Annotated in this window: 26 protein-coding genes; 24 read left to right on the forward strand and 2 right to left on the reverse strand. The window is 45.6% G+C overall.

Annotated features, from left to right (window positions below):
- Nucleotides 1–51: 51 nt before the first annotated feature.
- From rpsP to MKX40_RS11040, 6 genes are all read left to right on the forward strand, one after another.
- The gene (rpsP, locus tag MKX40_RS11015; protein ID WP_017689219.1) at nt 52–324 is read left to right on the forward strand and encodes a 30S ribosomal protein S16; all 273 of its coding nucleotides are present in this window, start codon (nt 52–54) and stop codon (nt 322–324) included.
- A gap of 23 nt (nt 325–347) precedes the next feature.
- Nucleotides 348–578 (forward strand): KH domain-containing protein, encoded by a 231-nt coding sequence (locus tag MKX40_RS11020; RefSeq protein WP_024630185.1) that lies wholly within the window; start codon nt 348–350, stop codon nt 576–578.
- 330 nt (nt 579–908) lie between these two features.
- Entirely contained in the window at nt 909–1,421 is a 513-nt protein-coding gene (gene rimM / locus MKX40_RS11025; RefSeq protein ID WP_339241531.1) for a ribosome maturation factor RimM, read from the forward strand.
- 1 nt (nt 1,422) lies between these two features.
- Nucleotides 1,423–2,190 carry a tRNA (guanosine(37)-N1)-methyltransferase TrmD gene (trmD, locus tag MKX40_RS11030; RefSeq protein ID WP_339241534.1) on the forward strand — a complete coding sequence of 256 codons (768 nt, stop codon included), beginning with the start codon at nt 1,423–1,425 and terminating at the stop codon, nt 2,188–2,190.
- A gap of 188 nt (nt 2,191–2,378) precedes the next feature.
- On the forward strand, nt 2,379–2,753 hold the full coding sequence (locus MKX40_RS11035; RefSeq protein WP_339241537.1) for a VOC family protein: 375 nt from the start codon (nt 2,379–2,381) through the stop codon (nt 2,751–2,753).
- A gap of 148 nt (nt 2,754–2,901) precedes the next feature.
- Nucleotides 2,902–4,149 (forward strand): hypothetical protein, encoded by a 1,248-nt coding sequence (locus MKX40_RS11040; RefSeq protein WP_339241539.1) that lies wholly within the window; start codon nt 2,902–2,904, stop codon nt 4,147–4,149.
- A 3-nt stretch (nt 4,150–4,152) separates the two neighbouring features.
- On the opposite strand, the gene MKX40_RS11045 is transcribed toward MKX40_RS11040, so the two are convergent.
- Nucleotides 4,153–5,118: a polysaccharide deacetylase family protein gene (locus MKX40_RS11045; protein ID WP_339241541.1), complete on the reverse strand. Its 966-nt coding sequence runs from the start codon at nt 5,116–5,118 to the stop codon at nt 4,153–4,155.
- 394 nt (nt 5,119–5,512) lie between these two features.
- Between MKX40_RS11045 and rplS the strand changes: the two genes are divergently transcribed.
- The 10 genes from rplS (at nt 5,513) to MKX40_RS11095 (ending at nt 14,247) form a co-directional block, all read left to right on the forward strand.
- Nucleotides 5,513–5,854 carry a 50S ribosomal protein L19 gene (gene rplS / locus MKX40_RS11050; RefSeq protein ID WP_024630190.1) on the forward strand — a complete coding sequence of 114 codons (342 nt, stop codon included), beginning with the start codon at nt 5,513–5,515 and terminating at the stop codon, nt 5,852–5,854.
- A 358-nt stretch (nt 5,855–6,212) separates the two neighbouring features.
- Nucleotides 6,213–6,833: a signal peptidase I gene (gene lepB, locus MKX40_RS11055; protein ID WP_339241544.1), complete on the forward strand. Its 621-nt coding sequence runs from the start codon at nt 6,213–6,215 to the stop codon at nt 6,831–6,833.
- Nucleotides 6,834–6,863: 30 nt separating this feature from the next.
- Entirely contained in the window at nt 6,864–7,727 is an 864-nt protein-coding gene (ylqF, locus tag MKX40_RS11060) for a ribosome biogenesis GTPase YlqF (RefSeq protein WP_339241545.1), read from the forward strand.
- A gap of 462 nt (nt 7,728–8,189) precedes the next feature.
- On the forward strand, nt 8,190–8,891 hold the full coding sequence (locus MKX40_RS11065) for a ribonuclease HII (RefSeq protein ID WP_339241547.1): 702 nt from the start codon (nt 8,190–8,192) through the stop codon (nt 8,889–8,891).
- 30 nt (nt 8,892–8,921) lie between these two features.
- The gene (locus tag MKX40_RS11070) at nt 8,922–10,988 is read left to right on the forward strand and encodes a DNA ligase (RefSeq protein WP_339241550.1); all 2,067 of its coding nucleotides are present in this window, start codon (nt 8,922–8,924) and stop codon (nt 10,986–10,988) included.
- Nucleotides 10,985–11,296 (forward strand): EscU/YscU/HrcU family type III secretion system export apparatus switch protein, encoded by a 312-nt coding sequence (locus tag MKX40_RS11075; protein ID WP_253433732.1) that lies wholly within the window; start codon nt 10,985–10,987, stop codon nt 11,294–11,296. The genes MKX40_RS11070 and MKX40_RS11075 overlap by 4 nt, the downstream gene beginning before the upstream one ends.
- Nucleotides 11,290–11,688, forward strand: coding sequence for a YraN family protein (locus MKX40_RS11080; RefSeq protein ID WP_339241553.1), 399 nt, complete (start codon nt 11,290–11,292; stop codon nt 11,686–11,688). The genes MKX40_RS11075 and MKX40_RS11080 overlap by 7 nt, the downstream gene beginning before the upstream one ends.
- A gap of 319 nt (nt 11,689–12,007) precedes the next feature.
- Complete coding sequence (locus tag MKX40_RS11085; protein WP_339241556.1) at nt 12,008–12,169, forward strand: paeninodin family lasso peptide; 162 nt, start codon at nt 12,008–12,010, stop codon at nt 12,167–12,169.
- Between the two features lie 56 nt (nt 12,170–12,225).
- Nucleotides 12,226–13,401, forward strand: coding sequence for a carboxypeptidase-like regulatory domain-containing protein (locus MKX40_RS11090; RefSeq protein ID WP_339241558.1), 1,176 nt, complete (start codon nt 12,226–12,228; stop codon nt 13,399–13,401).
- Between the two features lie 294 nt (nt 13,402–13,695).
- Complete coding sequence (locus MKX40_RS11095) at nt 13,696–14,247, forward strand: nitroreductase (protein ID WP_339241560.1); 552 nt, start codon at nt 13,696–13,698, stop codon at nt 14,245–14,247.
- A gap of 183 nt (nt 14,248–14,430) precedes the next feature.
- On the opposite strand, the gene MKX40_RS11100 is transcribed toward MKX40_RS11095, so the two are convergent.
- The gene (locus MKX40_RS11100; RefSeq protein WP_339241562.1) at nt 14,431–16,041 is read right to left on the reverse strand and encodes a YifB family Mg chelatase-like AAA ATPase; all 1,611 of its coding nucleotides are present in this window, start codon (nt 16,039–16,041) and stop codon (nt 14,431–14,433) included.
- 399 nt (nt 16,042–16,440) lie between these two features.
- On the opposite strand from MKX40_RS11100, the gene MKX40_RS11105 reads away from it, so the two are divergent.
- From MKX40_RS11105 to hslU, 8 genes are all read left to right on the forward strand, one after another.
- The gene (locus MKX40_RS11105; RefSeq protein WP_339241564.1) at nt 16,441–16,896 is read left to right on the forward strand and encodes a MarR family transcriptional regulator; all 456 of its coding nucleotides are present in this window, start codon (nt 16,441–16,443) and stop codon (nt 16,894–16,896) included.
- Nucleotides 16,897–17,138: 242 nt separating this feature from the next.
- A complete protein-coding gene (gene sucC, locus MKX40_RS11110; protein ID WP_339241565.1) occupies nt 17,139–18,299 on the forward strand; it encodes an ADP-forming succinate--CoA ligase subunit beta in 1,161 nt (386 codons plus the stop codon).
- Nucleotides 18,300–18,362: 63 nt separating this feature from the next.
- On the forward strand, nt 18,363–19,292 hold the full coding sequence (gene sucD / locus MKX40_RS11115; protein ID WP_036609382.1) for a succinate--CoA ligase subunit alpha: 930 nt from the start codon (nt 18,363–18,365) through the stop codon (nt 19,290–19,292).
- 245 nt (nt 19,293–19,537) lie between these two features.
- Nucleotides 19,538–20,668, forward strand: coding sequence for a DNA-processing protein DprA (gene dprA / locus MKX40_RS11120; RefSeq protein ID WP_339241567.1), 1,131 nt, complete (start codon nt 19,538–19,540; stop codon nt 20,666–20,668).
- A 116-nt stretch (nt 20,669–20,784) separates the two neighbouring features.
- On the forward strand, nt 20,785–22,884 hold the full coding sequence (gene topA, locus MKX40_RS11125) for a type I DNA topoisomerase (protein ID WP_339241569.1): 2,100 nt from the start codon (nt 20,785–20,787) through the stop codon (nt 22,882–22,884).
- Nucleotides 22,885–22,946: 62 nt separating this feature from the next.
- Entirely contained in the window at nt 22,947–24,284 is a 1,338-nt protein-coding gene (trmFO, locus tag MKX40_RS11130; RefSeq protein ID WP_036609377.1) for an FADH(2)-oxidizing methylenetetrahydrofolate--tRNA-(uracil(54)-C(5))-methyltransferase TrmFO, read from the forward strand.
- 26 nt (nt 24,285–24,310) lie between these two features.
- Entirely contained in the window at nt 24,311–24,853 is a 543-nt protein-coding gene (hslV, locus tag MKX40_RS11135; RefSeq protein WP_076208907.1) for an ATP-dependent protease subunit HslV, read from the forward strand.
- Between the two features lie 116 nt (nt 24,854–24,969).
- Nucleotides 24,970–26,370 carry an ATP-dependent protease ATPase subunit HslU gene (gene hslU / locus MKX40_RS11140; protein WP_339241570.1) on the forward strand — a complete coding sequence of 467 codons (1,401 nt, stop codon included), beginning with the start codon at nt 24,970–24,972 and terminating at the stop codon, nt 26,368–26,370.
- The last annotated feature ends 118 nt before the right edge of the window (nt 26,371–26,488 follow it).

Raw genomic sequence — 26,488 nt, forward strand, 5'->3', positions numbered from 1 at the left:
TAAGCGAAGCTGGATCATATACAGATTTCATTGAAGGAGGTGAATTTTCAAATGGCAGTTCGTATTCGTCTGAAACGTATGGGTGCTCACAAAGCTCCTTTCTACCGCGTAGTGGTATCGGATTCCCGTTCCCCACGTGACGGTCGTTTTATCGAGGAGATCGGTTACTACAACCCGGTTGAACAACCGGCTGTTGTTAAGATCGATGAAGATAAAGCATTGGCATGGCTTCAAAACGGTGCACAAGCATCTGACACTGTCCGCAACTTGCTTAGCAAAGCGGGCGTGATGAAGAAGTTCCACGAGTCTAAATTATCTAAATAAAGTGCTGATTCGGAGGGTCATCTATGGAAGAATTAGTAAGCATAATTGCTAAGGCTTTAGTCGATCATCCGGAAGATGTGGCGGTTCGGACGGTTGAGAAAGACCGGCTTGTCGTTTATGAGTTAACCGTTCATCCTGACGATGTTGGGAAGGTAATTGGTAAACAGGGACGAATCGCAAAATCACTTCGTACGGTCGTCACATCAGCAGCAGTTAAGATGGATAAACGGGTTACCGTTGATATCATATCTTAAAGATATACGAAAGGGGGTTAGGATGCATGTCCTAGCCCCTTTTCGTGCATGCTGAAACTTAAATAATATGATTGAAGTAGTTCGTCAAGTATGATTATTTGCGGAAGTAGTGAAGGGGACGGAATCGATTCTGAAGAAGCGTCAGCGCTCGCCTTAAAGCTTTCTGAAAGAAAGCTACATCGGAAGCATACGCTATCACCGGATTTTAACATTTAAAAATAATTAAAAAAATCAGGGGATAACAGCGATCCGAGGAACGATCCGTCACCGGAACGGTCGCAGGAAGATCATCAAATATGAGTACCATATGAATGGATTGTAGGAGGAAATATGGCAGAGTTTATGAATGTAGGTAAAATCGTTAATACGCATGGAATTCGCGGTGAGGTGAAAATCATGCCTTTAACCGATTTCCCGGAAGTACGTTTCGCGAAAAATGCGGAGTTGTTTTTCTTTACACCAGATAACCATCCAGTGATGGTTAATGTGGAATCTGCACGTTTGCATAAAAATATGTATATTCTTCGTCTGAAAGAATATGGCAATATTAATGAAGTAGAGAAGTTTAAAGGCGGTATGGCCAAAGTATTAAAAGAGAACCTGGCTGAGTTGGAGGAAGGCGAATATTACTTCCATCAAATCGTTGGCTGTTCTGTCATCACCGAAGAGGGTGAAACGCTCGGAACCATCTCTGAAATCCTGACTCCTGGTGCGAATGATGTATGGGTTGTCAAAACGCCGGCTGGCAAAGAAGTGCTGATTCCTGTTATTGATGATGTCGTGCTTGATGTGGACATCGAACAGAAGCAAGTGAAGATTCACCTGATGGAAGGGCTGCTGTAACATGAAAGTGGATGTATTAACGCTATTCCCTGAGATGTTTGACGGTGTATTCGGTGCAAGCATTCTGGGCAAAGCTCAAACGAAGGGACTGGTATCCCTCGGTGCAACCAACTTCCGCAATTATGCGACCAATAAACACAATACAGTAGATGATGCTCCTTATGGCGGGGGTGGGGGTATGGTGCTCAAACCAGATCCGATCTTTGCTGCTGTGGAAGATGTTCTGGAGCAACGCGGAGAAGCTGCGGCAACGATGAAACCTCCACGTATCATTCTAATGTGTCCGCAAGGTGAGACGTTTACACAAAAAAAAGCAGAAGAACTTGTTCAGGAAGATCATCTGATTTTTATATGCGGACACTATGAAGGTTACGATGAGCGAATTCGCGAATTTCTCGTGACGGATGAACTATCCATTGGGGATTACGTACTCACGGGTGGGGAGCTACCTGCCATGGTTGCGATTGACAGCATCGTACGTCTGATCCCAGGTGTGCTTGGAAATGAGACAAGCGCCGTAACGGATTCATTCAGTACTGGACTCCTGGAATATCCGCACTACACACGTCCACCCGAATTCAGGGGCATGAAAGTACCGGATATGCTATTGTCTGGGCATCATCTGAATATTGAGGCGTGGCGCAGGGAACAGTCGTTGCTTCGTACGTTAGAGCGCAGACCGGAAATGTTGGAAACGGCTGATTTGACGGACAAAGAGCGAATTTGGTTGAAAAAGATACGCTCAAACCGTAAAAATAATACAGAGTAAATAGACGTATCATAATCTATATGCACATTAATATAATTTTCGCCATTCTAAAAGGTCGACCTTGATACCAAAGGTTGGCTTTTTTTGTATATAGAAAAGAAGCTGGATTTTGATTGGTTTATTCTATAAAATGGAAGTACAATTATTGAAACTAGGTTTCATTAAGTGAAACTAAAGGTGGTGTATGAATGACGTATAGAATTATTGGTCTAGACCATATTCAGCTCGCAGCACCGGAAGGTTGTGAATCGGAAGCACGTCATTTTTTCAATGAAGTATTGGGATGGACAGAGATTCCTAAACCTGAAATTCTAAGAAAACGGGGTGGTGTATGGTTCGAGTGTGGCAGACATCAAGTACATATTGGAATACAAAAAGATTTCGTTCCAGCAACAAAAGCTCATCCAGCATTTCATGTAAAGCATTTGGATCAGCTGCGTAATCATTTGATTGATAATCATATTTATATTGTCGATGACGAAGCAAGGGAAGAGGAGGGGGTAAGGCGTCTTTATATCTATGACCCTTTTGGCAATCGTCTTGAGTTCTTGGAATGGATTTAAATCATTCGTTAAAATATCGTTCATGTTGACATGTACAGTTTTGCAACTTTGAACTTTTTTGCATAAGCACTAGACAGGGTTGTAAAAGAAAGGAATTTTCTATATGGTGAACTCAGTTGGAGCTGAATCACAACTGAGGAGGAAGGTTATGAATCATCAACCCTATGAAATTGCCAAAATAGATATTAGCCAAGCCGGAGAACGCTGCAAAATGCTCTTGGGAGATCTGAATGGAGATGGCAGACTCGAGATGTTGTTGGTACAGGCAGATGGGGACATAGATGATCGATATGTTCCGCATCAGGTATGCTGTTTGACTGCATTTGATCTGGAAGGGACTTTAATATGGCAGGTAGGAACTGCTGATCCCCATGCAGGTGGGCCGGGCTCAGACTACCCTGCACAGATCGCAGATTGGGATGGTGATGGGCATAATGAAGTACTATGTGTTATGAATAAACAATTTCTCGTGTTAGATGGCCGGACAGGAGAGATCAAAGAAACACGTGATCTGCCAGGTGATGAAGCGCATGACTGCATTATTCTTGCCAACCTGACTGGTAACCAATCCAAAATGGACATTATACTGAAAGACCGCTATAAGACGTTATGGGCACTTGACCATGATTTTAATTTGTTATGGAAGCATGAGGGGAATCCGGGACATTTTCCGTGGGTGTTTGATATTGATGGAGATGGAAAGGATGAAGTGATGGCCGGATATGACCTGCTGGACCATGATGGGACGGTATTATGGTCTTGTGAGAACTTGGATGATCATGCCGACTGTATATGGTTTGGAGACGTTGATGGTGATGGGGAAGTCGAGGTAGTTATCGGTGGCAGTGTCACGGTTATGATGGACCGTTATGGCAATGAGAAATGGCGTTATGAAGATTCGATTGAATCACAGCATATTGCGCTGGGCCATTTTATTGCTGAAATGGAAGGTTTACAGATTGCAGGTCTGGATCGGATCGTCCGGGGCGATGAGCGTGGTAAGGATGGAATGTTCATGCTGAACAATGATGGGCAAGAAATATGGAAAGAAAATCGCACAACTCGTGGCTGGTTAACTATTATAGAGCCTGTAAGTAACTGGGATGAGGGTGGACTCGATTATATTTTGGCTTATCGTCGAGGTGGTGATGTCTTGCCTTCTTTGGTCGATGGAAACATGAAAACGGTTACCGAATTTCCGAAAGAGGGATATGCCGTACATGCAGATCTGGTTCAGAGTGGACTGGAACAGATCATCATCTATGACGCACAAGAAGCGTTGGTTTACGCCAGCTCTCCGATGACATTATCACTAACCGATGCCAAAAGAGCCAAACCACAGCTCAAAAGGCTGTATAGCTCGACTCTGTATCCGGGCGGTGAAGTTAAACTCTAGGTTTTATCGGTCATTCTCCGATGGGGGTAATTCATTCTGCGGACTGGATTCGGGTTGAAGCAAGGTTGCCAAATCAGTACCTGTCGTGACCGTCAAGCGAGGTAGCTTCATGAGATCATCTCCTGGATGCACAAATCCAGACTTTACAGTAAAGGCCATGCGATATCCGTGTTGCTGTAACTTGTAAATCATCTGTGTACTGGTATACCCAAAAGGATAGGCCAGATAAGGTGTATCTATTCCGGTTTGCTTCATTTGCTGAATATCATCATCCAGAAGACGGGTGTCTAGACCGACAGGTACACTGTTTCCACAGCGCATAAATCCCTTGTGATGCAGGTTATAGGTATGGCTGTTAAATTCAAATACGTCAGTTGCCGCCTGCATTTCTGGCTTGGAGATGAAACTGTCAATTGCGGGGGCAGATTCTGAAGGCTGATCTTGAATTTTACTACCAATGACAAACAGTGAGGCATGAAAATTATATTTTTGAAGCACAGGGAAAGCTAACGTATAATTGTTCTGATATCCATCATCAAAGGTAATTACAATGGACTTCTTTGGCAGGGAGAGCTTCCCGTTTACATACTGTTCAAGCTGATCCAATGTAATCGTGTGGTAGCCTTCGTCGTGCAGGTATTTCATGTTTTGCTTGAAATCTTCCAGACTAATGATGGATTTGTTATCTATCTGGTGATCGTTCAGTTCGGGCTCTATGTAATGATACATGAGTACAGGAACTTCTGTAGCCGTACCTGTTTCTATCTTGAAGGTGGAACGATCCAGTGCATTTTGACGGGTGTAGTCAGTGTGTGACAGCTGGAACGCTTTGCGTTTAACGATGTCCCAGGAGGTACAGGCTTTGTGTGACATGGCATTTGTAGGATGGGTTACGGCATAGGCATACAGTGTAATGGAGCATATGAGCATGGCTAGTACAGAAAGCGTGATCTTTTTCCAATATTTCATGAGTCTTTGGGTTCTCCTTTTAAAGTGATCAATAAGTTATATCATAGACGATATTTCAATAGGGGAAGTTACAGTATTTTTTCCTATATCAGGTTGACTTGCAGATGAGAGCGCGGAGAAAGAGGAGACGGCATATCTGAACCCCTAGCTAGTTGTAAAAATTAAAATAGTTCAACGTTCTGCTGTCCATGAATATGCTTTAGGGGAATGATAGGGAGTTCCAGTGTTGCTGATGGCTCCATAGACATTTTGTTTAATTTCTCTTGTGTTTTGATATGCTGCGTGATACAATAAGTCTGTTATGTGGAATACGGCGGTCCTCTATGGATAATGAAGGAGACAAGGTGATCTCTGGAAGAAGTATGAACGCCTGTACGGAAGGAGGGAGTCATAGATGAATATCGTTCAAGCGATTACACAAGAACAACTTCGTAAGGATATTCCGAGTTTTCGTCCTGGTGACACTTTGAAAGTGCACGTTAAGGTAATCGAGGGAACTCGTGAGCGTATCCAATTGTTCGAAGGTGTTGTGATTAAACGCCGTGGTGGTGGAATCAGTGAGACTTTTACAGTTCGTAAAATTTCTTACGGTGTAGGTGTGGAAAGAGCTTTCCCGCTTCATTCCCCAAAAATCGATAGAATCGAAGTGGCTCGCCGTGGTAAAGTGCGTCGTGCGAAGCTTTATTATCTTCGTGAACTACGCGGTAAAGCAGCGAGAATTAAAGAAATTCGTTAATATAACGGATACCGGGAAGGGCTTGGAGACAAGCCCTTTTCGTTTTTGTCCGGGAAAAGTTGAACCGGAGGTACACTTCCGAGTAAAATGGTATGGCAACACATGCGTGGGATAGTCCGGGAGGCTTGTAAAATCAGTTATCGAAGTGCGTGTTCGAAAAGACCGGTTTTCAGTACCGACTTTTTGAACAACCGCTGAAGACATTTGAATTGTGGATTAAATGTATTGTAATGCTTGGTGTAAGATTACATAACTGATGTGAATGTTTTGTATCCATCCCTAGAGTTATTGGAACGATACAAAATGCTGGATGTGTGTACTGCTATAATCATGTACTGTGAAGAGAGGAAGATCTTGAATGGAACAAGAAGTTCAACAGGACCAGGGCAATCCTGCCGAAGAGAAAAACAGTCGATCCAAAAAAGCCAAAAATGAAATTGTTGAATGGCTCAAAGCCATTGTTATTGCATTAGTTCTCGTCATTCTGATTCGGTGGTTGCTCTTCAAACCGTTTGTTGTGGATGGACCGTCCATGCAGCCGAACTTCGAAACGGGCGAACGTGTAATCGTCAACGAAATCTTATATGATATCCGAGAACCGAAGCGCGGTGAAGTTATCGTCTTCCACGTACCTTCCGAAGGTCGGGATTTCATCAAACGTGTTATTGCTGTTGAAGGTGATACGGTTGAGGTTCAGGACGATACGGTGATGGTTAACGGCAAAAAGGTTGATGAAACCTATATTCAAGGTGCCATTGATGCAGCTGAAGCCAATGGTGGAACATATAACGTGAAGGATTTCCCGAATGAGCAGTTCCCTGATGGCAAAGTGCCTGCAGGTCATGTGTTTGTCATGGGAGACAACCGTCCAAATAGTACAGACAGCCGTATGATCGGTTACGTTTCGTTAGAAGATATTATTGGTCGTGCAGATGTTATTTTCTGGCCGATCGGGCAGATTAAGTGGATTAACCACTGAAATTGAAGTAAACAATGAGGTGAAGACAAGTTGACGATACAATGGTTTCCAGGTCATATGACTCGAGCCAGACGCCAGATTCAGGATAAGTTAAAGCTCATCGACGTGGTCATCGAACTATTGGATGCCCGTCTGCCTGTCTCCAGCCGTAATCCGATGATTGACGAAATATTGCTGGATAAACCCCGGATGATTTTGTTAAACAAAGCGGATTTGGCAGATGCCAAAGTGACGCAAGAGTGGATTGAATATTTCAAAAAAGAAGGAATTACCGCCTTTCCCGTGGATGCCTCAACAGGCACCAACGTGAAAGACATTCCGGTACAGGCGAAGCTTCTTCTGAAAGAAAAAATTGATCGTCAACTGGCCAAAGGAATTAACCCTCGTGCGGTTCGCGGATTGATTGTGGGCATTCCAAATGTGGGGAAATCAACATTGATTAACCGACTGGCTGGACGGAGTATTGCGTTGACAGGAGATCGTCCTGGTGTGACGAAGGGGCAACAGTGGATTAAGGTAGGCAAAGAAATGGAGTTATTGGATACTCCGGGTATTCTTTGGCCCAAGTTCGAAGATCAGAATGTAGGTTATCGTCTTGCCGTAACGGGTGCTATCAAAGAGGAAATTCTGAATGCAGAGGATATCGCCTTTTTTGGAATCAGTTACCTGATGCGTTATTACTGGGACGCTCTGGAAGAGAGATACGGACTTCAGGAGTTCTCCAAGGATGCAGATGATTCAGACAGTGTTATTGCGATTATGGAACAAGTCGGCCGTATACGTGGTTGTGTTGTAAGCGGTGGACGTATTGACTTGGAAAAGGCATCGCGAGCATTTCTGCGTGAATTGCGAGCGGGTAAAATGGGACGGTTCTCTATGGAAGCCCCCTATTAAAAAAATGGACTCTACACGATGAAGAACATTATCTTGATCTGTTCATTTCATATATCCAAGTGCCGAAAGAAGCGGCCGTGACCGGATTACCGGGAACGGTCTTTTTTTTGTGTATAAAACGCGAAATTGGAGCTGGACTTACGTCCAAAACGATAAAAATGGAAGAGGATTGAAGAAAAGTGCGATTTCTGGAATTCGCTGACCCATATATCAGGTGCATCTAAATCGTGCTATGATGAATGGTGGTGCAATTTAGATTAGACGAGGTCTGATATATTCAATTTAAACCATCAAATACCGATAAATGAAGACATCACTATCTTTATTATTGTAAACCTCAAGGAAAAGTTTTGCTGAGATGATAGGTTGTACAGAACAAAGACAGAGGATCTACGTCTATATTATAAACAAGTTGTAAGTGATACGCATGCTGAAGAAGCGTGGGTAGAGGAGATGAGTATTATGGTTGAAAAGAATGAAGAGATCGGGTTCAATTTACTGGATCCCCCGATTGAAACAAAGAAGAAAAAAGAAGCCAGTGAACCGCGGGATCTGTTGCTCTACGAACGAGAGTATTGGGACAGTGGATTTGAACGGATTGCTGGTATTGATGAGGTAGGTCGGGGATGTTTGTTTGGGGATGTTGTCGCAGCGGCGGTTATTTTACCCAAGGACCTCATTCTGGAAGGTGTGAATGACTCCAAGAAATTGACGGAGAAAAAACGTGATGCACTATATGACGTTATTATGGAAAAGGCACTGGCGGTAGGTATCGGGTACGCGGATGCAGAGACGATTGATCGGCTAAACATCAAGCAGGCTGCGAGACTTGCGATGAAACGAGCTGTTGAAGCGTTGGGAGAAACGCCTGATTATATGCTGGTGGATGCCGAGAAGGTGGATGTGAATGTGCCTCAACTGTCCATTATTAAAGGGGATGCCAATAGTCAATCGATTGCAGCGGCATCTATCATTGCCAAGGTAACGCGAGATCGACTCTGTAAGGAAGAATGGGATACGTTATATCCGGAATATGGTCTGTCGATACATAAAGGATACGCAACAAAAGTTCATCGGGAGCAAATTATGGCTTTGGGGGCAACCCCGATGCATCGCCGCAGTTTTCTGGGCAATCTGCTTGGTGAGCAGCAATCGTTGTTTTAATACAGGCTTGAAGGAAGGAGGGGGAGAGATTTGAATATCGGTTCCGTGATCAAGGGATTATTGGGAGACAGCAAGCCAGGGAATGCCAAGCCGCTTGAATTAAAGGAAGGTCAGGTGGTTCGTGGCTCCGTGGTAAGTGTATCCGATGATGGAGGGGATGCGGTTCTACAGATTCAAGGTGTGCAGGTGCGCGCCAAATTGGAGACTCCACTCCGTCCGGGTGAGACCACATTGCTCCAAGTACAGCCTCCAGGTGAAACTGGCATTACGGTCATGAAGCCAATGTCGGGTACACTTGCTGAGCTGCCACAAGCTTCGTTGAACAACCTGCTACAGGATGTAGGGCTACCGGATACAAAAGGGAATCGGGAACTGTTGCTTGCCATGCAGCGTAGCGGTTTGCCGCTCACGAAGGATAATGTGGCTATGGTTCAGAATATGATGAATGCCAAACCCGCACAGGTCCCTGTGGAAGAATGGGTGCAGGCGACGGGAATTGCTTTTCAGCGTGGTCTTCCGGTTACGGCCGAAACGGTAAAAGGATTACACCAGACGGTGTTTGGTCCCCCTCTTCACCAGTTATTAAGCGGTTTGGCTGATCAGTTGGAAACGATGCTGACTCAAGCTACAGGTAAACCGGCACTGACTGGGGAACAATCTGCTACGCTGAAGCCAGCAGCCATGGCTGGTGCACCTGTATTGCCGAATGCAGCGCAGTTGGAAGAAGGGTTGGCTTCATCAGGCAATGGTCGTCAGGTAACAGGGACTGGAACTGGAGCACCTGTTCTGTCGACGCAGCAAGGACAAGCGGCATTGGCAGGAGCAACACCCATGACGGATGATGGGGCAGAGGTTGCAGGGGCTGCTGTGAAAGGAAACATACAGACGGCTGGAGGCACAGGAAGTGTTGAAGCTGCGGCGAAGCCAGTTGCCAACAACGTTGAATTGGCTGGCAAAGGTGGTGCGAGTATTCCGTCAGGAACCGGAATACCTGGAGAGAGCCCGCGTGGGACTGACGCGGGTGAAATGGGTGGTAGCCGCCCGGGTACACCAGGGGCGGCAGCTGAATCTATGGCTGGCCGTGCAAGTGCAGGCCAGTCTGAAGCAAACGCGGCCGGCCGGACTGATGGCCGCGCTGAAACGCCTGCTGCTGCGGGGACGCCGTCCGCAGCAGGCCAGGCGGCGCCAGCAGCGCCTACGGCAGCGCAGCTGGCGCCCAAGCTGCTGGCGCTGCTGGACGCCTTGCGCAGCGCGTCCACTGCCGCACCGGCACAGCCTGGTGCGGCAGCACAGGCCGCCCCTGCATCGCAGGGCGGCCAGGCGGCTGCGGCTGCCGGAGGCGTGCCGCAGCCAACGCCAGCCGGCGCTGATGCGCCGCCGGCTGGCGGTAGTGCCGCAGCACCTGCGGGAGCTGCGGCAGTGCACGCGCCTGTCACCCACGAGGGGGACCCGTGGGTGGGGCGCGTGCTGAAGCTGCTCGGTGCGGAGCACGAGCAGCAGGCCGTTCACGGCCCGGCAGCGCAGCCGCGCGTGGGGGAAGCGGCGAGTCCGGCTAATGCGGACACGCTGAAGGGTTTGCTGCTGCAGCTTGCCAGCAGCGAAGGTGCACCGGCGGGGCTTAAGGATGCCGCCGGGCAGGCCGTGCAATATCTGACAGGTCAGCAGTTATTGCTAACGACAGATCGCAGTGCTACGTTTGCACAGATGCACTGGTTTATTCCGATCACTGGACCGGATGGGGAAGAAACGGCATCTGTTCAGATTCAGTCACGTCGTGGACCACGCGGAGAGCTGGATGCGTCCAACTGCCGTCTATGGTTCGATCTGGACATGAAAAGTCTTGGGCCAACGCTGGTAGATGTGCATGTGGTTAACAACATTGTCAGTCTGCGTGTATTAAATGATCGCGAAGGAATGGGACCGCTTCTGGAGAGTGGACGAGGGGTAATCCATCAGGCGCTGGACAAGCTGGGTTATCAACTGCTGACTTTCAAGTCAGAACCGTGGCCTGTGGGCCAGGAACCGGGTGCAGAACGAAAAACGAAGGCCTCGGACTATAGTCCTGAACGATACAAAGGGGTGGACTTGAAAGTATGAAAGACGAGTCGTCACAACCGGACCTGCTCTCCAAAAAGGCGGTTGCCCTAAAATATGTCCCTGGAGAGAGCGAAGCGCCTGTTGTTGTGGCCAAGGGGCGCGGCAAAGTGGCAGAAGCCATATTGGATAAAGCCAGAGAAAACGGCGTCGCTGTTCAGGAGGATGCAGCACTTGTGGAGGTGCTCTCCAAGTTGGATCTGGATGAACAGATTCCGGCTGAACTGTATCAACTGGTCGCGGAAGTACTAACGTATGTCTACCGTGCAGATCGAATAGCCTCAGGACGTGAGGAAAATGAGTCATGGTAGAACGTAAATTGGGACAGGGGCTGGGTCTGAAGCTCACACGACAGCAGAAGGGCCGATTAGGTGAAGAGGCCGCCCGTCAATGGTTGCTAGAGAATGATTATCGGATCATTAGACAGAACTGGCGTTGCCGTAGCGGTGAGATTGACATCATTGCTTCTTACGAGGGACTGATTGTTTTTGTAGAAGTAAGGAGCAGAAGTGGAGCCGCTCAGTATGGTACACCTCAGGAATCGGTTGATATGCGTAAAATACAGCAGGTGCGCTCAACTGCATCCGTTTATTTGCAAATGACGGGAGAGATGGAACATCAGATTCGTTTTGATGTAATTGCCGTAATGCTTGATCAAGCAGGAGAGACGATATCTGTGAATCATATTGTTAATGCTTTTTAAGCATGACACGTAAATCAATGCTGTAACTTAAGATACGAAATGTATCATTTCGATATGGAAGTTCGTTTATTTCAAAATCCAAGTTTAATTATGTCTTATTATTGCATTCCTTGAAGTCTTGAAATTAGTTATTATACTTAAGCCGCAGTTCCTCATCATGCAGGAAGTGTGGCTTTTTTTAATTTTACGATGAAATGATAAAACAGAGGAGACAAACACTGATAATAAAATCAGTGTATTTCCTAAAAATATAGATACAAAATGTATCATTTGTTATAAACTAAAAAAGTTGAAATTTAAAGAGAGGTTGGTGGGATGTATGAAAGAGCTTCAGAATACGTCGAACAACACAGGAAAACGAGTATGGGAGTGTCCTCGGATGGAAGTGCTGGATATCAGCGAGACCATGAACGGTGGGCAAGGCATTTGGCAATATGTTTGGGACGGGGAGTTCTGGAAGCTTGAGCTTTTAGAAAGTTAAAAGAGGTTAGAGGGAAACGTTAGATTCATAAATATATCGTGAGGTGTAGTGAGAAGATGAAGACAAGTATCAAATGGATAATTCGACTAAGTACACTATCTTTATGTTTCATTATGTTTGGAATCATGTATTCTGGCGTTTCTTATGCAGCTGATCCGTCTACACAGGCAAAGGTATCAGGTAAAGTTACGGATCCTGAAGGATTTCCTATCCAGGATGCAACAATTAAGTATTCTCTTAGATACCAAGGGGAAAATACTGAAAAAAGCGTGAAGACAGATGCCACTGGAAGTTATTCCATCCTGGAGTCTGTTCAGGATTATACGGAAATCAGTTTTATAATTGAAGCAGAAGGATATGTGACAGACAGGCATCGTAATACCTACTATTTGTCAGAAGGGGAACAGATTTTGGTTAATTTTGAGCTTTACGAACCTTCTACGATTGTAGGATCTGTAACCGATCAAACAGGCAAGCCGATTCCGGATGCCCTGGTCAAAGTAACAGGGGCGTCGAATCGCCCGGTTAAAACGAATGAGCAAGGCCGGTATGCCGTTACTGGGCTTGATTTCGACTATAATCCGAACATTGCAATCTGGGTAGATTCTGCGGATTATATGCTTTATGAACAGGATCGTTTGAATGTTCAAGCTGGAAAAACCTTAATCGTAGATGTTGTTTTGACAGAAGCAGCACACGTCCGCGGAAAAGTAGTAGATGAGGAGGGCAACCCAGTCACTGGAGCTAAAGTGAATGCTGGAGTCTCGGCAACAACGGATGCTCAAGGCAACTATTTTATAAAACGCGTGCCAACAGGCGCCAGAACAATAACGGGGGAAGCATCAGGATACTTAAAAACTAGCCTTAACGTTACCCTTGTACAAGGGGATCATAATACGTTTAATATCGTACTTAAGAAAGATGCAGATGTTACTCCCCCAGTAACCAAGTACAGATTAGTTCCAATCACAGACACCGTAAATGGGAAGACATACATCAAAGGATTTACCTTTAGACTCCAGGCTACCGACGAAGTCAAAGGATCAGGTGTAAAAACAACGCAATATCGAATCAATGGAGGAGCATGGAAGAACTATGAAGGGCCTGTCCAATTTTTTGCTCCCGAGGTCAAGGTGGTAGAGTATTACAGTACTGATGTTGCTGGTAACCAGGAGAAGTACAACAAAATGGATTTTGTTAAAGGTACTTTTGAAGGAGCAGGTCCATACTGATTCGAGCGTTGACGTGATCGTAATTTCCTGACGGTGCAAATTGGCTGGTTCAAAATAGACGGCTCTGACTTGATGATCGCCATTAGTGGATCAGGATTCGGAGTCGTCTTTTTCATTCTTGCGCCTGTAGTCATAGTTTTCGGAGCCATCCCTTTGAATCTCCTGAACAGAAGGGTGTATAATCAAGGATGTAATCTGGAGTTATAATCTTTTGATTAGTCATAAACGAGTTATACAAGACCGTAAGTCTTTGTTACGGTTACAAGTGATATTATAATCAGGGAGGTACGGCCGATGAGTAAAGTTACAAAAACAAGTAATGTAGTCAGAGAAGCGATTCAAAATCGTCGCACGGTGAAAAAATTTAAAAAAGAAGCTGTTCCTACACAGCAAATTATAGAATTGCTGGACACTGCAGTCTGGGCTCCTAACCATAAACTGCGTGAACCTTGGAGGTTCCTGTTATTTACCGGGAATGGGCGGAAGAAACTGGCTGAGGCCATTGACGCAGAAATGGGAGAAGACAATAAATTTTCAGCGAATATTATGCAAGTTCCATCCGTTATGCTTGTTGTTCTGGAGGAAGATCCAAGACAGAATATCTGGGACGAAGACTTCGCTGCGGTAAGTGCATTGGTTCAGAACTTTATGCTTGCAGCCTGGAGTGAAGATATTGGTACATTCTGGGTGACCAAGCCATTCCTTTACGCTCCCAAATTCCGCAAACCTCTTGGCATAGAGGCGGGTGAGAAGATTATAGGCATGGTTTACATGGGATACCCCGATGTTATTCCTTCTGCCAAAGAACGTACACCTGCGAAGGACAAACTGACTCTTTTTGAGTGATGAAAAATTGACGTACAAGTACCTCTCCTCAAAAGAGAGCCACTTGTACGTTTTTTTGTTGTGAGGACATATTCCTATATTAAAACCTGCATGAAATATTTGTCTTGACCATGCTATTCAGTCTACAGGTTGATGATATCGCGTTGTGATTTTTGGTAAACCTGTTCTTCCCTCGTAAACTTCTCAAAATAAATTAAGATCCAATTGACGATACTGTATGGCTTCAGCCACATGGGCGGTCACAATTTCACCATCATGGTCAAGATCAGCAATGGTCTGTGCCATCTTGATAATCCGATCATGTGCACGCATGCTCAGGTTCAAGGTTTGCAGTGTTTGCTCTAACAGCTGCTCTGCCTCATGGGGGAGATGGATCGTTCGTCGCAAAAGTGTGCCCGAGAGCTGGCTATTCCAGCGAACCGAACTTTGGGCATAACGGGTGGACTGAATCTGATGAGCATGGATGACTTTTGACTGCATTTCTTCAGAGGAAGGGGAAGCAGCAGACTTGCGCCACTCGCCTGGTGGAGGAACCTCAACCTGAAGATCAATACGGTCCAGCAATGGCCCTGAAATTTTGGCCCGATACGCCGCAACACGAGCGGGACTGCATATACAGCGCTGCTCCTCCGAATGAGCGGACAAATATCCGCAGGGGCAGGGATTCATGGAACATGCGAGCATGAACTGGGCTGGGAAGGTGAATGCTGCCCGCGCCCGGCTAATCGTCACTGTGCGATCCTCTAACGGCTGCCTTAATACCTCCAGCACTTGACGCTGGAACTCAGGTAATTCATCCAGAAAAAGTATGCCTCGGTGGGCAAGGCTAACTTCACCCGGTTTTGGTATACCACCGCCTCCAATCAGACCAGAGGTGGAAATCGTGTGGTGAGGGGAGCGAAAAGGTCTGTCTGCAATCAGGCCTTGAGGCGCTTCTTTTAACTTGCCTGCGGCACTTAATACTTTGGTTACTTCTAACGCTTCATCTTCTGACAGTGGTGGAAGGATGGTAGGCAAACGTTTGATTAACATCGTTTTGCCCGTGCCTGGTGGTCCAACGAGCAGTATATTATGCATGCCGGCTGCAGCAATCATAAGCGCGCGTTTGACATGATGCTGTCCCAGAACATCACTATAGTCATCTGCAAATGATGGTATTTGACTCGTATTTCTATCCGCCTTCTTGTAAGTTTTATCTGTTATAGGAGCAACGAGGTGAGCATAGTTTTTCAACACAATGGGTCCTGAATTTGAATGATGTGGTGTTCCCGCTGAACTAGTTGATTGGTCTGGGTTTTCCGGAGCTATATCCTGCAAATGCCGAATGCCATACACCTGGATACCTCGAATCAGTGACGCTTCCTCCACGTTATCATAAGGAAGGAGCATGGACGTAAAGCCTTGTCTTTTGGCCAGATCCACCATGGATAAAATGCCGGGTACGGATCTGATCGAACCGTCCAATGCCAGTTCGCCAACCACGAGTGTCCGTTCCTGGGGAGGAAGTACAAGCTGGCCGCTTGTCATAAGTAAACCAATAGCAATGGCTAGATCAAAGGAAGATCCTTCCTTGCGCAGATCGGCAGGGGCCAGATTGATTGTGATCCGCTGTAAAGGATACTGATATCCGCAGTTTTTAATCGCTGCACGAACACGTTCAACAGCCTCACGAATGGCTGAATCCGGTAAGCCGATGATGGAGGTCTGTGGCAGACCATTGGATAAATCGGTTTCCACCTCAATCAGAACGCCATCGATTCCGTACAAACACGCACTGTGTAATTTTCCGTACATGACAAAGAAACACCTCACTCGATTCTTGACTCCGCATAACACGGGCCAGTCTACGAATTAAGGTGCTTCCTCAGCTTCTATTAAGCATTTTATATAAAAGGAATCATGGAGTCAACCTGTCATTATCATAGCTGTAAACATCATTCCTGATCCCTGAATTTTATTTTTGGAAGCAAATCATTCAATAGCTTTGGCGAAAATGGCCTACGTATAAACTTTAATTATGGTTATCAAATATTTGAATTTTATATTTTACACAATCTAATTTAACATAATTAAATTGAATAGTAAAATCATTTGTGCTCAATTATTCTGTTTTTTTTCTAATTTGTGATAAGATAGATTTATAGTTCCTTTCTATAAGGAATAGAATGCACAATAGGCAGGTGAGAAAGACATATGCAGACTGACAGTTTGAAGCTGGATAACCAATTATGCTTTGCCATATATGCTTGTTCACGTGAGATTACGAAGATGTACCAACCTTATTTGGAGGTACTTGGCGTAACATACTCCCAGTATCTGGTCTTGATGGTATTGTGGGAACGTGAAGAATGTACGGTTAAGGAGATCGGGGAGGCGCTCTATCTCGATTCGGGAACATTGACACCACTTCTCAAACGGTTGCAGTCAGCAGGACTTATTAATCGCGAACGCTCGGCTCAGGATGAACGAAAAGTATTAATTACACTAACTGACTCCGGCCGTGAGTTGCGGAACAAGGCATTGTCCATACCTGCAGCCATTCAGGGAGACGCGTGTTTGAACAGTACAGAGTTTGAAGCTTTATTGGGTCAGTTCAAAGGGTTGCTGGAAAAAGTTCACGAAACCAACACGAACGCAGTCAAAAAATAAAAGTAGTTTTACATCAAGGAAACCTTAGCTTTTAGCTGAGGTTTTTTCCATATATACCCAAGCATTCACAATATGGGATCATACTCATATCAAAATACTGTCTATTAACCATTAATTTTTTAAGGAAAGCGTTTTAAAAACGTGTTACAATGAATTGGGTTTAAGTGAAAATAGTCAACATTTGTCTTTTGTTAGTCTACCAACCCGCCTTGTTGCAGTCATGTTGATAGGAGGATTCGAGAATGAATATCCATGAATATCAAGGAAAAGAAGTACTGAAACAGTATGGAGTTACCGTTCCAAACGGAAAGGTTGCTTATACAGTCGATGAAGCGGTTGCGGCCGCAGAGGCACTGGGCAGTCCGGTGACTGTTGTTAAAGCGCAAATTCACGCAGGTGGCCGGGGTAAAGCCGGCGGCGTAAAAGTGGCGAAGAGTACGGATGAAGTTCGTGCCTATGCTTCCGAAATTCTGGGTAAAGTATTGGTAACACACCAAACTGGACCAGAAGGGAAAGAAGTAAAACGTCTTCTGATTGAAGAAGGATGCGATATCCGCAAAGAGTATTATGTGGGTGTTGTTGTGGACCGTGCCACAGGCCGTGTAGTTATGATGGCTTCCGAAGAAGGCGGTACTGAGATTGAAGAAGTAGCTGAAGCTACACCTGAGAAAATTTTCAAAGAAATTATTGACCCTGCCATTGGATTGCAAGTGTTCCAGGCGCGTAAACTGGCCTACAGCATTAAGATTCCGAATGAATTGGTGAACAAAGCCGTTAAGTTCATGCTCGCGCTGTACACTGCATTTGTCGAAAAAGATTGCTCTATTGCCGAGATCAATCCTCTCGTTGTTACCGGAGATGGAAACGTTATCGCTCTAGATGCGAAATTAAACTTTGACTCCAACGCCTTGTTCCGTCACAAAGACATTATGGAACTGCGTGATCTGGATGAAGAGGATGAAAAAGAAATCGAAGCTTCCAAATACGACCTCAGCTACATAGCACTTGATGGCAACATCGGCTGTATGGTCAATGGTGCGGGACTTGCGATGGCAACGATGGACATTATCAAATACTACGGTGGAGACCCGGCCAACTTCCTTGACGTTGGGGGCGGTGCTACAACGGAGAAGGTGACAGAAGCATTCAAAATCATCTTGTCCGATGCCAAAGTAGCTGGGATCTTTGTTAACATTTTCGGTGGTATCATGCGCTGTGATGTTATCGCCAATGGTGTTGTTGAAGCCGCGAAGCAGCTTGGCCTGACCAAACCGCTGGTTGTTCGTCTTGAAGGAACTAACGTGGAGCTTGGCAAACGTATTTTGGGTGAATCTGGCCTGAATATCGTTCCTGCTGATTCCATGGCCGATGGTGCACAGAAAATTGTTGCCCTCGTAAAATAAGTTCATTCCTTAGTACCGGAGCTGTCCGGGAATTGAAAAATAACCGTAAGGATGTGAAGCAACGTGAGTATTTTGATCGATAAAAATACAAAAGTCATTACGCAAGGCATTACGGGTTCAACGGGAATGTTCCACACGAAGGGCGCATTGGACTACGGAACCCAGATGGTAGGCGGAGTTACACCGGGTAAAGGCGGAACTAATGTGGATATCACGCTGGAAGACGGTACAGTAGCCAGTCTGCCGGTGTTCAACACTGTGCAGGAAGCGAAGGAAGCTACAGGCGCAACAGCGAGCGTCATTTACGTTCCTCCTGCATTTGCAGCAGATTCTATTATGGAAGCTGTTGACGCAGAGCTGGACCTCGTAATCTGTATTACAGAAGGTATTCCGGTTCTTGACATGATCAAGGTTGACCGCTTCATGGAAGGTAAAAATACCGTCCTGATCGGACCGAACTGTCCAGGTGTCATTACACCAGGCGAATGTAAAATCGGTATCATGCCTGGTTATATCCATATGGCAGGGCACGTTGGCGTTGTTTCCCGTAGTGGAACACTTACCTATGAAGCCGTTCATCAACTGACGACGCGTGGCATTGGACAATCTTCTGCTGTAGGAATCGGGGGAGACCCTGTAAAAGGCTCCGAGTTCATTGATATCCTCAAACGGTTCAATGAAGATCCACAGACTCATGCAGTCATCATGATTGGTGAGATTGGTGGTACAGCTGAAGAAGATGCTGCTGATTGGGTTCGTGAAAACATGACCAAACCGGTTGTGGGCTTTATCGGTGGCGTAACAGCGCCTCCAGGCAAACGTATGGGCCATGCTGGCGCTATTATCTCTGGTGGTAAAGGTACAGCCAAAGAAAAGATTGCCAAGCTGGAATCGTGCGGTATCAAAGTAGCCCCAACACCTGCTGAGATGGGCTCGACTTTGGTGAGTGTACTTGAAGAGCGCGGTATTTTGAATTTGTGCACGACACATTAATTCCTTTTCGTTATAATAGAAGAAACGGCTCAGAAATGATGTATTTTTGGTAAGCCGACTATTATGGATACGGAAAAGGTAAGCAACCTTTTGTCCTTAAACAGGGCGAAGGGTTGCTTTTTTGCGTTTTTTTACGGGAAAAAGAAAGTGAAGTTACTTCTTATCTACGTAAACGCTTGCAATCCGTGACCACATCACACACAATATGAGGGAAGATTCTCTTCCCGCTCTGGGAGGTTTATGGTATGGAAGAACGATGGATCTTGTTTGGTTTGCATGAGATGGAAGGGATCGGCAAGAAAACAATCTCGAAACTAGTTCATGGACAACATGAATTGTCCGATCTCTTGAATTATGAAGAAGGGGATTGGGCTACGGCTGGCTTGCGTAAAGATCAGGCTGCCCGTTTGGCTAGTCAATTTAACCAGAACTGGATTGAGTGTAGAAGAGAACACGTTTACAATCAGGGAATAGAGGTTATTACTTATCTGGATCAGAATTATCCCATATTAATGAAGGAAACCGTTCAGCCTCCTTGGGTAATGTATGGTCGAGGAGATGTTAGTTTGTTACATACCCCTTCGATGGCAATGGTGGGAACTCGTATGCCGACTGTGTATGGGCGCAAAGTTGGTGAGAAGCTGGCAGAACAATTATGCAATGCAGGACTGACGATCGTAAGCGGACTTGCCCGTGGTATTGATAGCGCATGTCATGATGCAGTATTACGTGCTAAGGGCAAAACGATTGCAGTATTCGGAACAGGGATTGATAATATATACCCGCCTGAAAATACAAGCCTTGCCGAGCGAATTGCGGAGACGGGTCTGCTTTTGTCAGAATATCCACCAGGTACTAGAGCACGTCAGGGACTATTTCCGGAACGGAATCGCATCATAGCCGGACTGACCTTGGGAACATTGGTTGTTGAGGCTGACATTCGCAGTGGTTCACTTATCACAGCAGATGCTGCGCTTGAAGCAGGAAGGGATGTATTTGCAGTGCCTGGACCCATCACCTCACCGAAGAGTAGGGGAGCACATAATCTAATCCGTCAAGGGGCCAAATTGGTTACTTGTGCAGCAGATATATTGGAAGAGTATCGTTTGGGCTTGCCAAATGCAGATCAACTTCCTTACAATAGAGGACGTTCGACTGAAACAACGGAGCCTTCCGGGCAAGGGATATTCACTGAGGTTAAGGTCTCTCCCGATGAACAACGTGTGATTTATCTGTTGGAACAGGAGGAGCAATCCCTTGATCAATTGGTTGAACAGCTAGGTTGGGATTTTGGACATTTGCATTCAGTTCTGTTATCTTTAATCATAAAAAAGCAGATTAGCCAATTACCAGGCACTAAATATGCGAGGGTATGATGATGCTGCAACCTAAGCAGCGTGTGGAAATATATAATTAGCTGAAGTTATTACCTATGCATAAGCATACAGAAACAGTTACATGACAGTTTCATGACTGAGAGGAGGATGAACCTATGGCGGATGCACTCGTAATCGTGGAGTCGCCCTCAAAGGCGAAGACGATAGGCAAATATTTAGGCAGCAAGTTCATCGTGAAAGCTTCGATGGGACATGTTCGCGATTTGCCAAAGAGTCAGATCGGCGTTGAGGTGGAGAATGATTTTAATCCGAAATATATTACGATCCGCGGCAAAGGTTCAATTTTGAAAGAACTGAAGGATGCACGAAAGAAAGTGAAAAAAGTGTATCTCGCAGCTGACCCGGATCGCGAAGGTGAAGCTATTGCATGGCATTTGGCCCATGCTCTCGAATTGGACGATACGGCAGATTGCCGTGTAGTATTTAATGAAATTACTAAACAGGCTGTCAAGGATGCGTTCAAAACGCCGCGGAAAATCAATATGGATTTGGTGAACGCGCAGCAGGCAAGACGTATTCTGGATCGGCTTGTTGGATATAAAATTAGTCCATTGTTATGGAAAAAAGTTAAAAAAGGCTTATCTGCAGGCCGGGTTCAGTCCGTAGCTGTCAAAATCATTTTAGATCGTGAAAATGAAATTGATGATTTTGAACCGGAAGAATACTGGAGCATTACCGCTAAACTGACAGCAGACGGCAATCCGTTTGAAGCTAAGTTTCATAAACTGAACGGGGCCAAAACAGAACTGGGTAGTGAAGCGGAAGTGCAAGCGATCTTGAAACAGATCGAAGGTGCAGACTTTACGATCAAGGAAGTGAAAGAGAAAGAACGCAGCCGTAACCCTTCAGCTCCGTTTACGACGAGTTCTTTGCAACAGGAAGCAGCTCGTAAATTGAATTTCAGAGCTTCCAAGACGATGTCGGTCGCCCAACAACTATATGAAGGTGTAGACCTTGGAAAAGAAGGCACAGTAGGTCTCATCACGTATATGCGTACGGACTCCACACGAATTGCGGCATCTGCACAAGAAGAAGCCAAAGAATATATCGTTGGGAAGTACGGGGAGTCATTTGCGCCTGAGACACCACGGAATTATTCCAAAAAAGCTACTAATGCTCAAGATGCGCATGAAGCAATACGTCCAACTTCAATTTTGCGTGATCCCGATTCAATCAAGTCATTCATGAGTCGCGATCAGTTCCGTCTGTATAAACTAGTTTGGGAACGTTTTGTGGCGAGCCAGATGTCTTCAGCCATTTTGGATACACTTTCTGTAGATATTGCTGCGGGAGACACGATTTTCCGTGCAGCAGGTTCGAAGGTGCGGTTCCAGGGCTTCATGAAGGTATATGTTGAAGGGAACGATGATGGTACAACTGATGAAGATCGTCTGCTGCCTCCGCTGAAAAGTGGAGATGTGCTGGAGAAGCAGGAAATTGAGCCAAAACAGCATTTTACACAACCGCCACCCCGATATACGGAGGCAAGGTTGGTTAAAACGCTTGAGGAATTGGGTATAGGGCGTCCGAGTACATATGCGCCAACACTGGAGACCATTCAGAAGCGCGGATATGTTGCGATAGAGGAAAAGAAATTCATGCCGACCGAGCTGGGTGAACTGGTCATTGAGCAGATGGAAGAGTTCTTCCCGGAAATTCTGAATGTTGAATTTACCGCAAACATGGAAGGTGACCTTGACCATGTGGAAGAAGGTTCGGAGGATTGGGTTAAAGTACTCGCAGAATTCTACGAATCTTTTGAGAAACGGCTTGAGTTTGCGGAAGAAGAAATGAAAGAAATCGAGATTGAAGATGAAGTATCGGATGAGATCTGTGAGAAATGCGGCAAACCGCTCGTTTACAAGCTTGGACGATTTGGCAAGTTTCTCGCGTGCTCTGGCTTCCCTGATTGTCGGAATACCAAACCGATTATTAAGGACATCGGTGTAACTTGTCCGAAATGTAAGGAAGGTCATGTTGTTGAGCGTCGTAGTAAAAAGGGACGTATTTTCTACGGATGTGACAAGTATCCTGAATGTGATTTTGTCTCATGGGACAGACCTTCAGCCAAACCATGTCCAAGTTGTGGATCGTTAATGATTGAAAAGCGGAACAAAAAGGGAGCACGATTGCAGTGTACTTCATGTGATCATCAGGAGCCGGTGGATGAACCGGATGACGAATCAGCGGATTAGCATATATGTGAATCAAATCAATTATAGTGAAATATGAAATTGCTTTATGGGGGTAAATGATTTTGACGAATGAACAACAAGTAACCGTTATTGGTGCCGGGCTGGCAGGAACAGAAGCGGCCTGGCAGATTGCAAGTCGCGGCGTACGCGTAAAATTATACGAGATGAGACCTGTGGTGAAAACGCCAGCTCATCATACGGATAAATTTGCAGAACTGGTATGCAGCAATTCGCTGCGTGCGAATGGATTGACCAATGCAGTGGGTGTGTTAAAAGAAGAAATGAGAATGCTCAATTCTCTCGTATTGTCAGCAGCAGACAAACATGCGGTTCCCGCAGGTGGAGCACTTGCTGTGGACCGGGATGGATTTTCAGGCGAGATTACATCCACATTGCACCAGCATCCGCTCATTGAAGTGGTAAATGAGGAATTAACTTCTCTGCCGGAAGATGGCATCGTTGTTGTTGCAACGGGGCCGCTGACTTCACCTGCATTGTCTGAGCAAATTAAGGCACTAATGGGGGAAGAGTATTTCTACTTCTATGACGCAGCTGCACCGATCATTGAAAAAGATTCAATTGATATGAACAAGGTGTATCTGGCTTCCCGTTATGATAAGGGTGAAGCAGCATATCTGAACTGTCCAATGACAGAAGAAGAGTTTGATGTCTTCTATGAAGCTCTCATTACTGCTGAAGTCGCTCAATTAAAAGAGTTTGAGAAAGAAATCTACTTTGAAGGCTGTATGCCAATCGAAGTGATGATGAAACGCGGAAAACAGACGGCTCTGTTTGGTCCAATGAAACCGGTAGGTCTGGTTAACCCGCATACAGGAGAGTTACCACATGCGGTTGTTCAGCTTAGACAGGACAATGCAGCTGGAACCCTGTATAACCTGGTGGGCTTCCAGACGCATCTGAAATGGGGAGAACAAAAACGTGTCTTCTCGCTTATTCCGGGACTTGAAAATGCAGAGTTTGTCCGTTATGGTGTAATGCACCGTAATACATTTATTAATTCTCCTAAACTTCTTCTTCCGACATACCAGTTTAAAGAGCGTCCAAACCTGTTCTTTGCAGGTCAGATGACCGGTGTAGAAGGATATGTGGAATCTGCTGCATCAGGGCTTATTGCCGGTATGAACGCAGCCAAAGCAGCGCTTGGGCAGGAACTGGTGGTACTGCCGGTAGAAACAACACTTGGCAGTATGGCTCAGTATATTACAACTGCTGACTTCAAGCACTTCCAACCCATGAATGCAAACTTTGGTTTATTGCCGAAGCTTGAAACGAAAATCCGTAACAAAAAGGAAAAAAATGAAGCTCTTGCACAGCGTGCACTGGATGGTATCACTAGTTTTGCTGCGGCAGAAGGTCTAACTGTTCCGGAACGCGTATAAATTATTCGTGGGAGGAGGCTGATATCGTGGATATGTCATTTCATGCTACAACGATCTGTGCTGTTCGTCATAATGGTAAGGCAGCAATCGCCGGAGATGGTCAGGTGACCATGGGCCAAAGTGTTGTGATGAAAAATACAGCCAAGAAGGTAAGACGTTTGTACCGCGGACAGGTTGTTGCTGGCTTTGCTGGTTCTGTGGCTGATGCGATCACCTTGTTTGAGAAATTCGAAGGTAAGCTGGAGGAGCATCATGGTAACTTGCAGCGAGCTGCTGTGGAGCTTGCCAAGGATTGGCGTCAGGATCGGATCTTGCGTAAGCTTGAGGCATTGTTGATTGTCATGGACAAATCAGGCATGTTGCTCATTTCAGGCGGTGGAGAGATTATTGAACCGGATGATGACGTTATTGCGATCGGATCAGGTGGGAATTTTGCATTATCTGCAGCACGAGCGTTGAAACGTCACGCTGTAAACCTGGAAGCGAAAGACATTGCGCGTGAATCGCTTCAGATTGCCTCGGAGCTATGTGTATATACCAACAGTAATATTATTGTAGAAGAGCTATAAGCCAAAGAAATCTCCCGTAGTGGAGCATGATTACGTAATCTGCTCCAGGACGTCTAGGGGATTCTTTGTCCTTGTTAGGTAAAATTAATTCAACATACTGGTAGGAGGGAAGCAATATGAATACTCAAGCGCTAACACCGAGACAGATTGTTGCAGAGCTTGACAAGTATATTGTAGGTCAAAAGAAAGCTAAAAAATCGGTAGCTGTAGCCCTTCGTAATCGTTATCGGCGGAGCCTTTTGCCTGAGCATACTCAGGACGATATTGTACCTAAAAATATCCTGATGATTGGACCTACCGGTGTGGGTAAAACGGAAATCGCCCGTCGCCTCGCTAAACTGGTAGGTGCACCATTTGTCAAAGTGGAAGCAACCAAGTTCACGGAAGTAGGTTACGTTGGTCGTGACGTTGAATCCATGGTGCGTGATCTAATTGAGACATCCCTGCGCATGGTGAAACTGGAGCGGACTGAAAAAGTGAAGGACAAAGCTGAAGAAGCTGCCAATGAACGAATTGTACATATTTTGGCTCCCTCACAGTCCAAGTCCAAGAATCAGCGTAATCCTTTTGAGATGATCTTTGGTAATAATGGGAACAACGCTCAGGAACAGGATGATCCAGCACCCGATACTGGGATTGCGGAGCGTCGGCGTAAGATCAAGTTTGATCTGTTATCTGGCAAGTTGGAGGATGACATCATTGAAATTGATGTCGAAGACACTGCACCTAACATGATGGACATGTTTGCTGGTCAAGGTAACGATCAGATGGGCATGAACATGCAGGAAATGTTTGGTAGTTTGTTGCCTCGTCGTACAAAAAAACGTAAGCTCGCTATTAAAGAAGCACGCAAAGTGTTGACCCAGGAAGAAGCAGGGAAATTGATTGACATGGACGATGTTATCCAGGAATCCATTCGCCGGGCCGAGCAGACAGGTATCATATTCATTGATGAAATTGACAAGGTTGCCAGTCAAGGACGCGGTAGCGGGCCTGATGTATCCCGGGAGGGGGTTCAACGGGACATTCTGCCTATTGTGGAAGGTTCTACGGTGATGACGAAATATGGCCCTGTTAAAACGGACTATATTCTGTTTATGGCAGCTGGCGCATTCCATGTGGCCAAACCCTCTGATCTGATTCCCGAGCTTCAGGGACGCTTCCCGATTCGTGTAGAATTGAGCAGTCTTACATTGGAGGAGTTTGTATCCATTCTGACTGAGCCTCAAAATGCACTGACCAAGCAGTATGTTGATCTGCTGCGCACCGAAAATATTGAGATTGAATTCTCGGATGAAGCGATTCGCGAGATTGCCAAATTGGCTGAATCCGTGAATCAAAATACAGAAAATATAGGTGCTCGTCGATTGCATACGATTCTTGAAAAGCTTTTGGAGGATCTGTCCTTTGAGGCACCCGAGCTTACACTGGAACGTATGGTGATCACTCCAGAGTATGTCCGGGAGAAATTGAATGATATTGCGCTTGATCGTGATTTAAGTCAGTATATCCTGTGACAAGGGTTTAACAATGAAATGTTAAAATGATGCTATATATGAACGGTATGCACGAGAGTAGAGTACATTTGCGAGATCGACAAAGGGTAGCAATCCTTTTACGAATCACAAGAGTCTC

Origin of the sequence: Paenibacillus sp. FSL R5-0517 (assembly GCF_037974355.1) — a bacterium.
In the GTDB taxonomy this organism is placed as follows: Bacteria; Bacillota; Bacilli; order Paenibacillales; family Paenibacillaceae; genus Paenibacillus.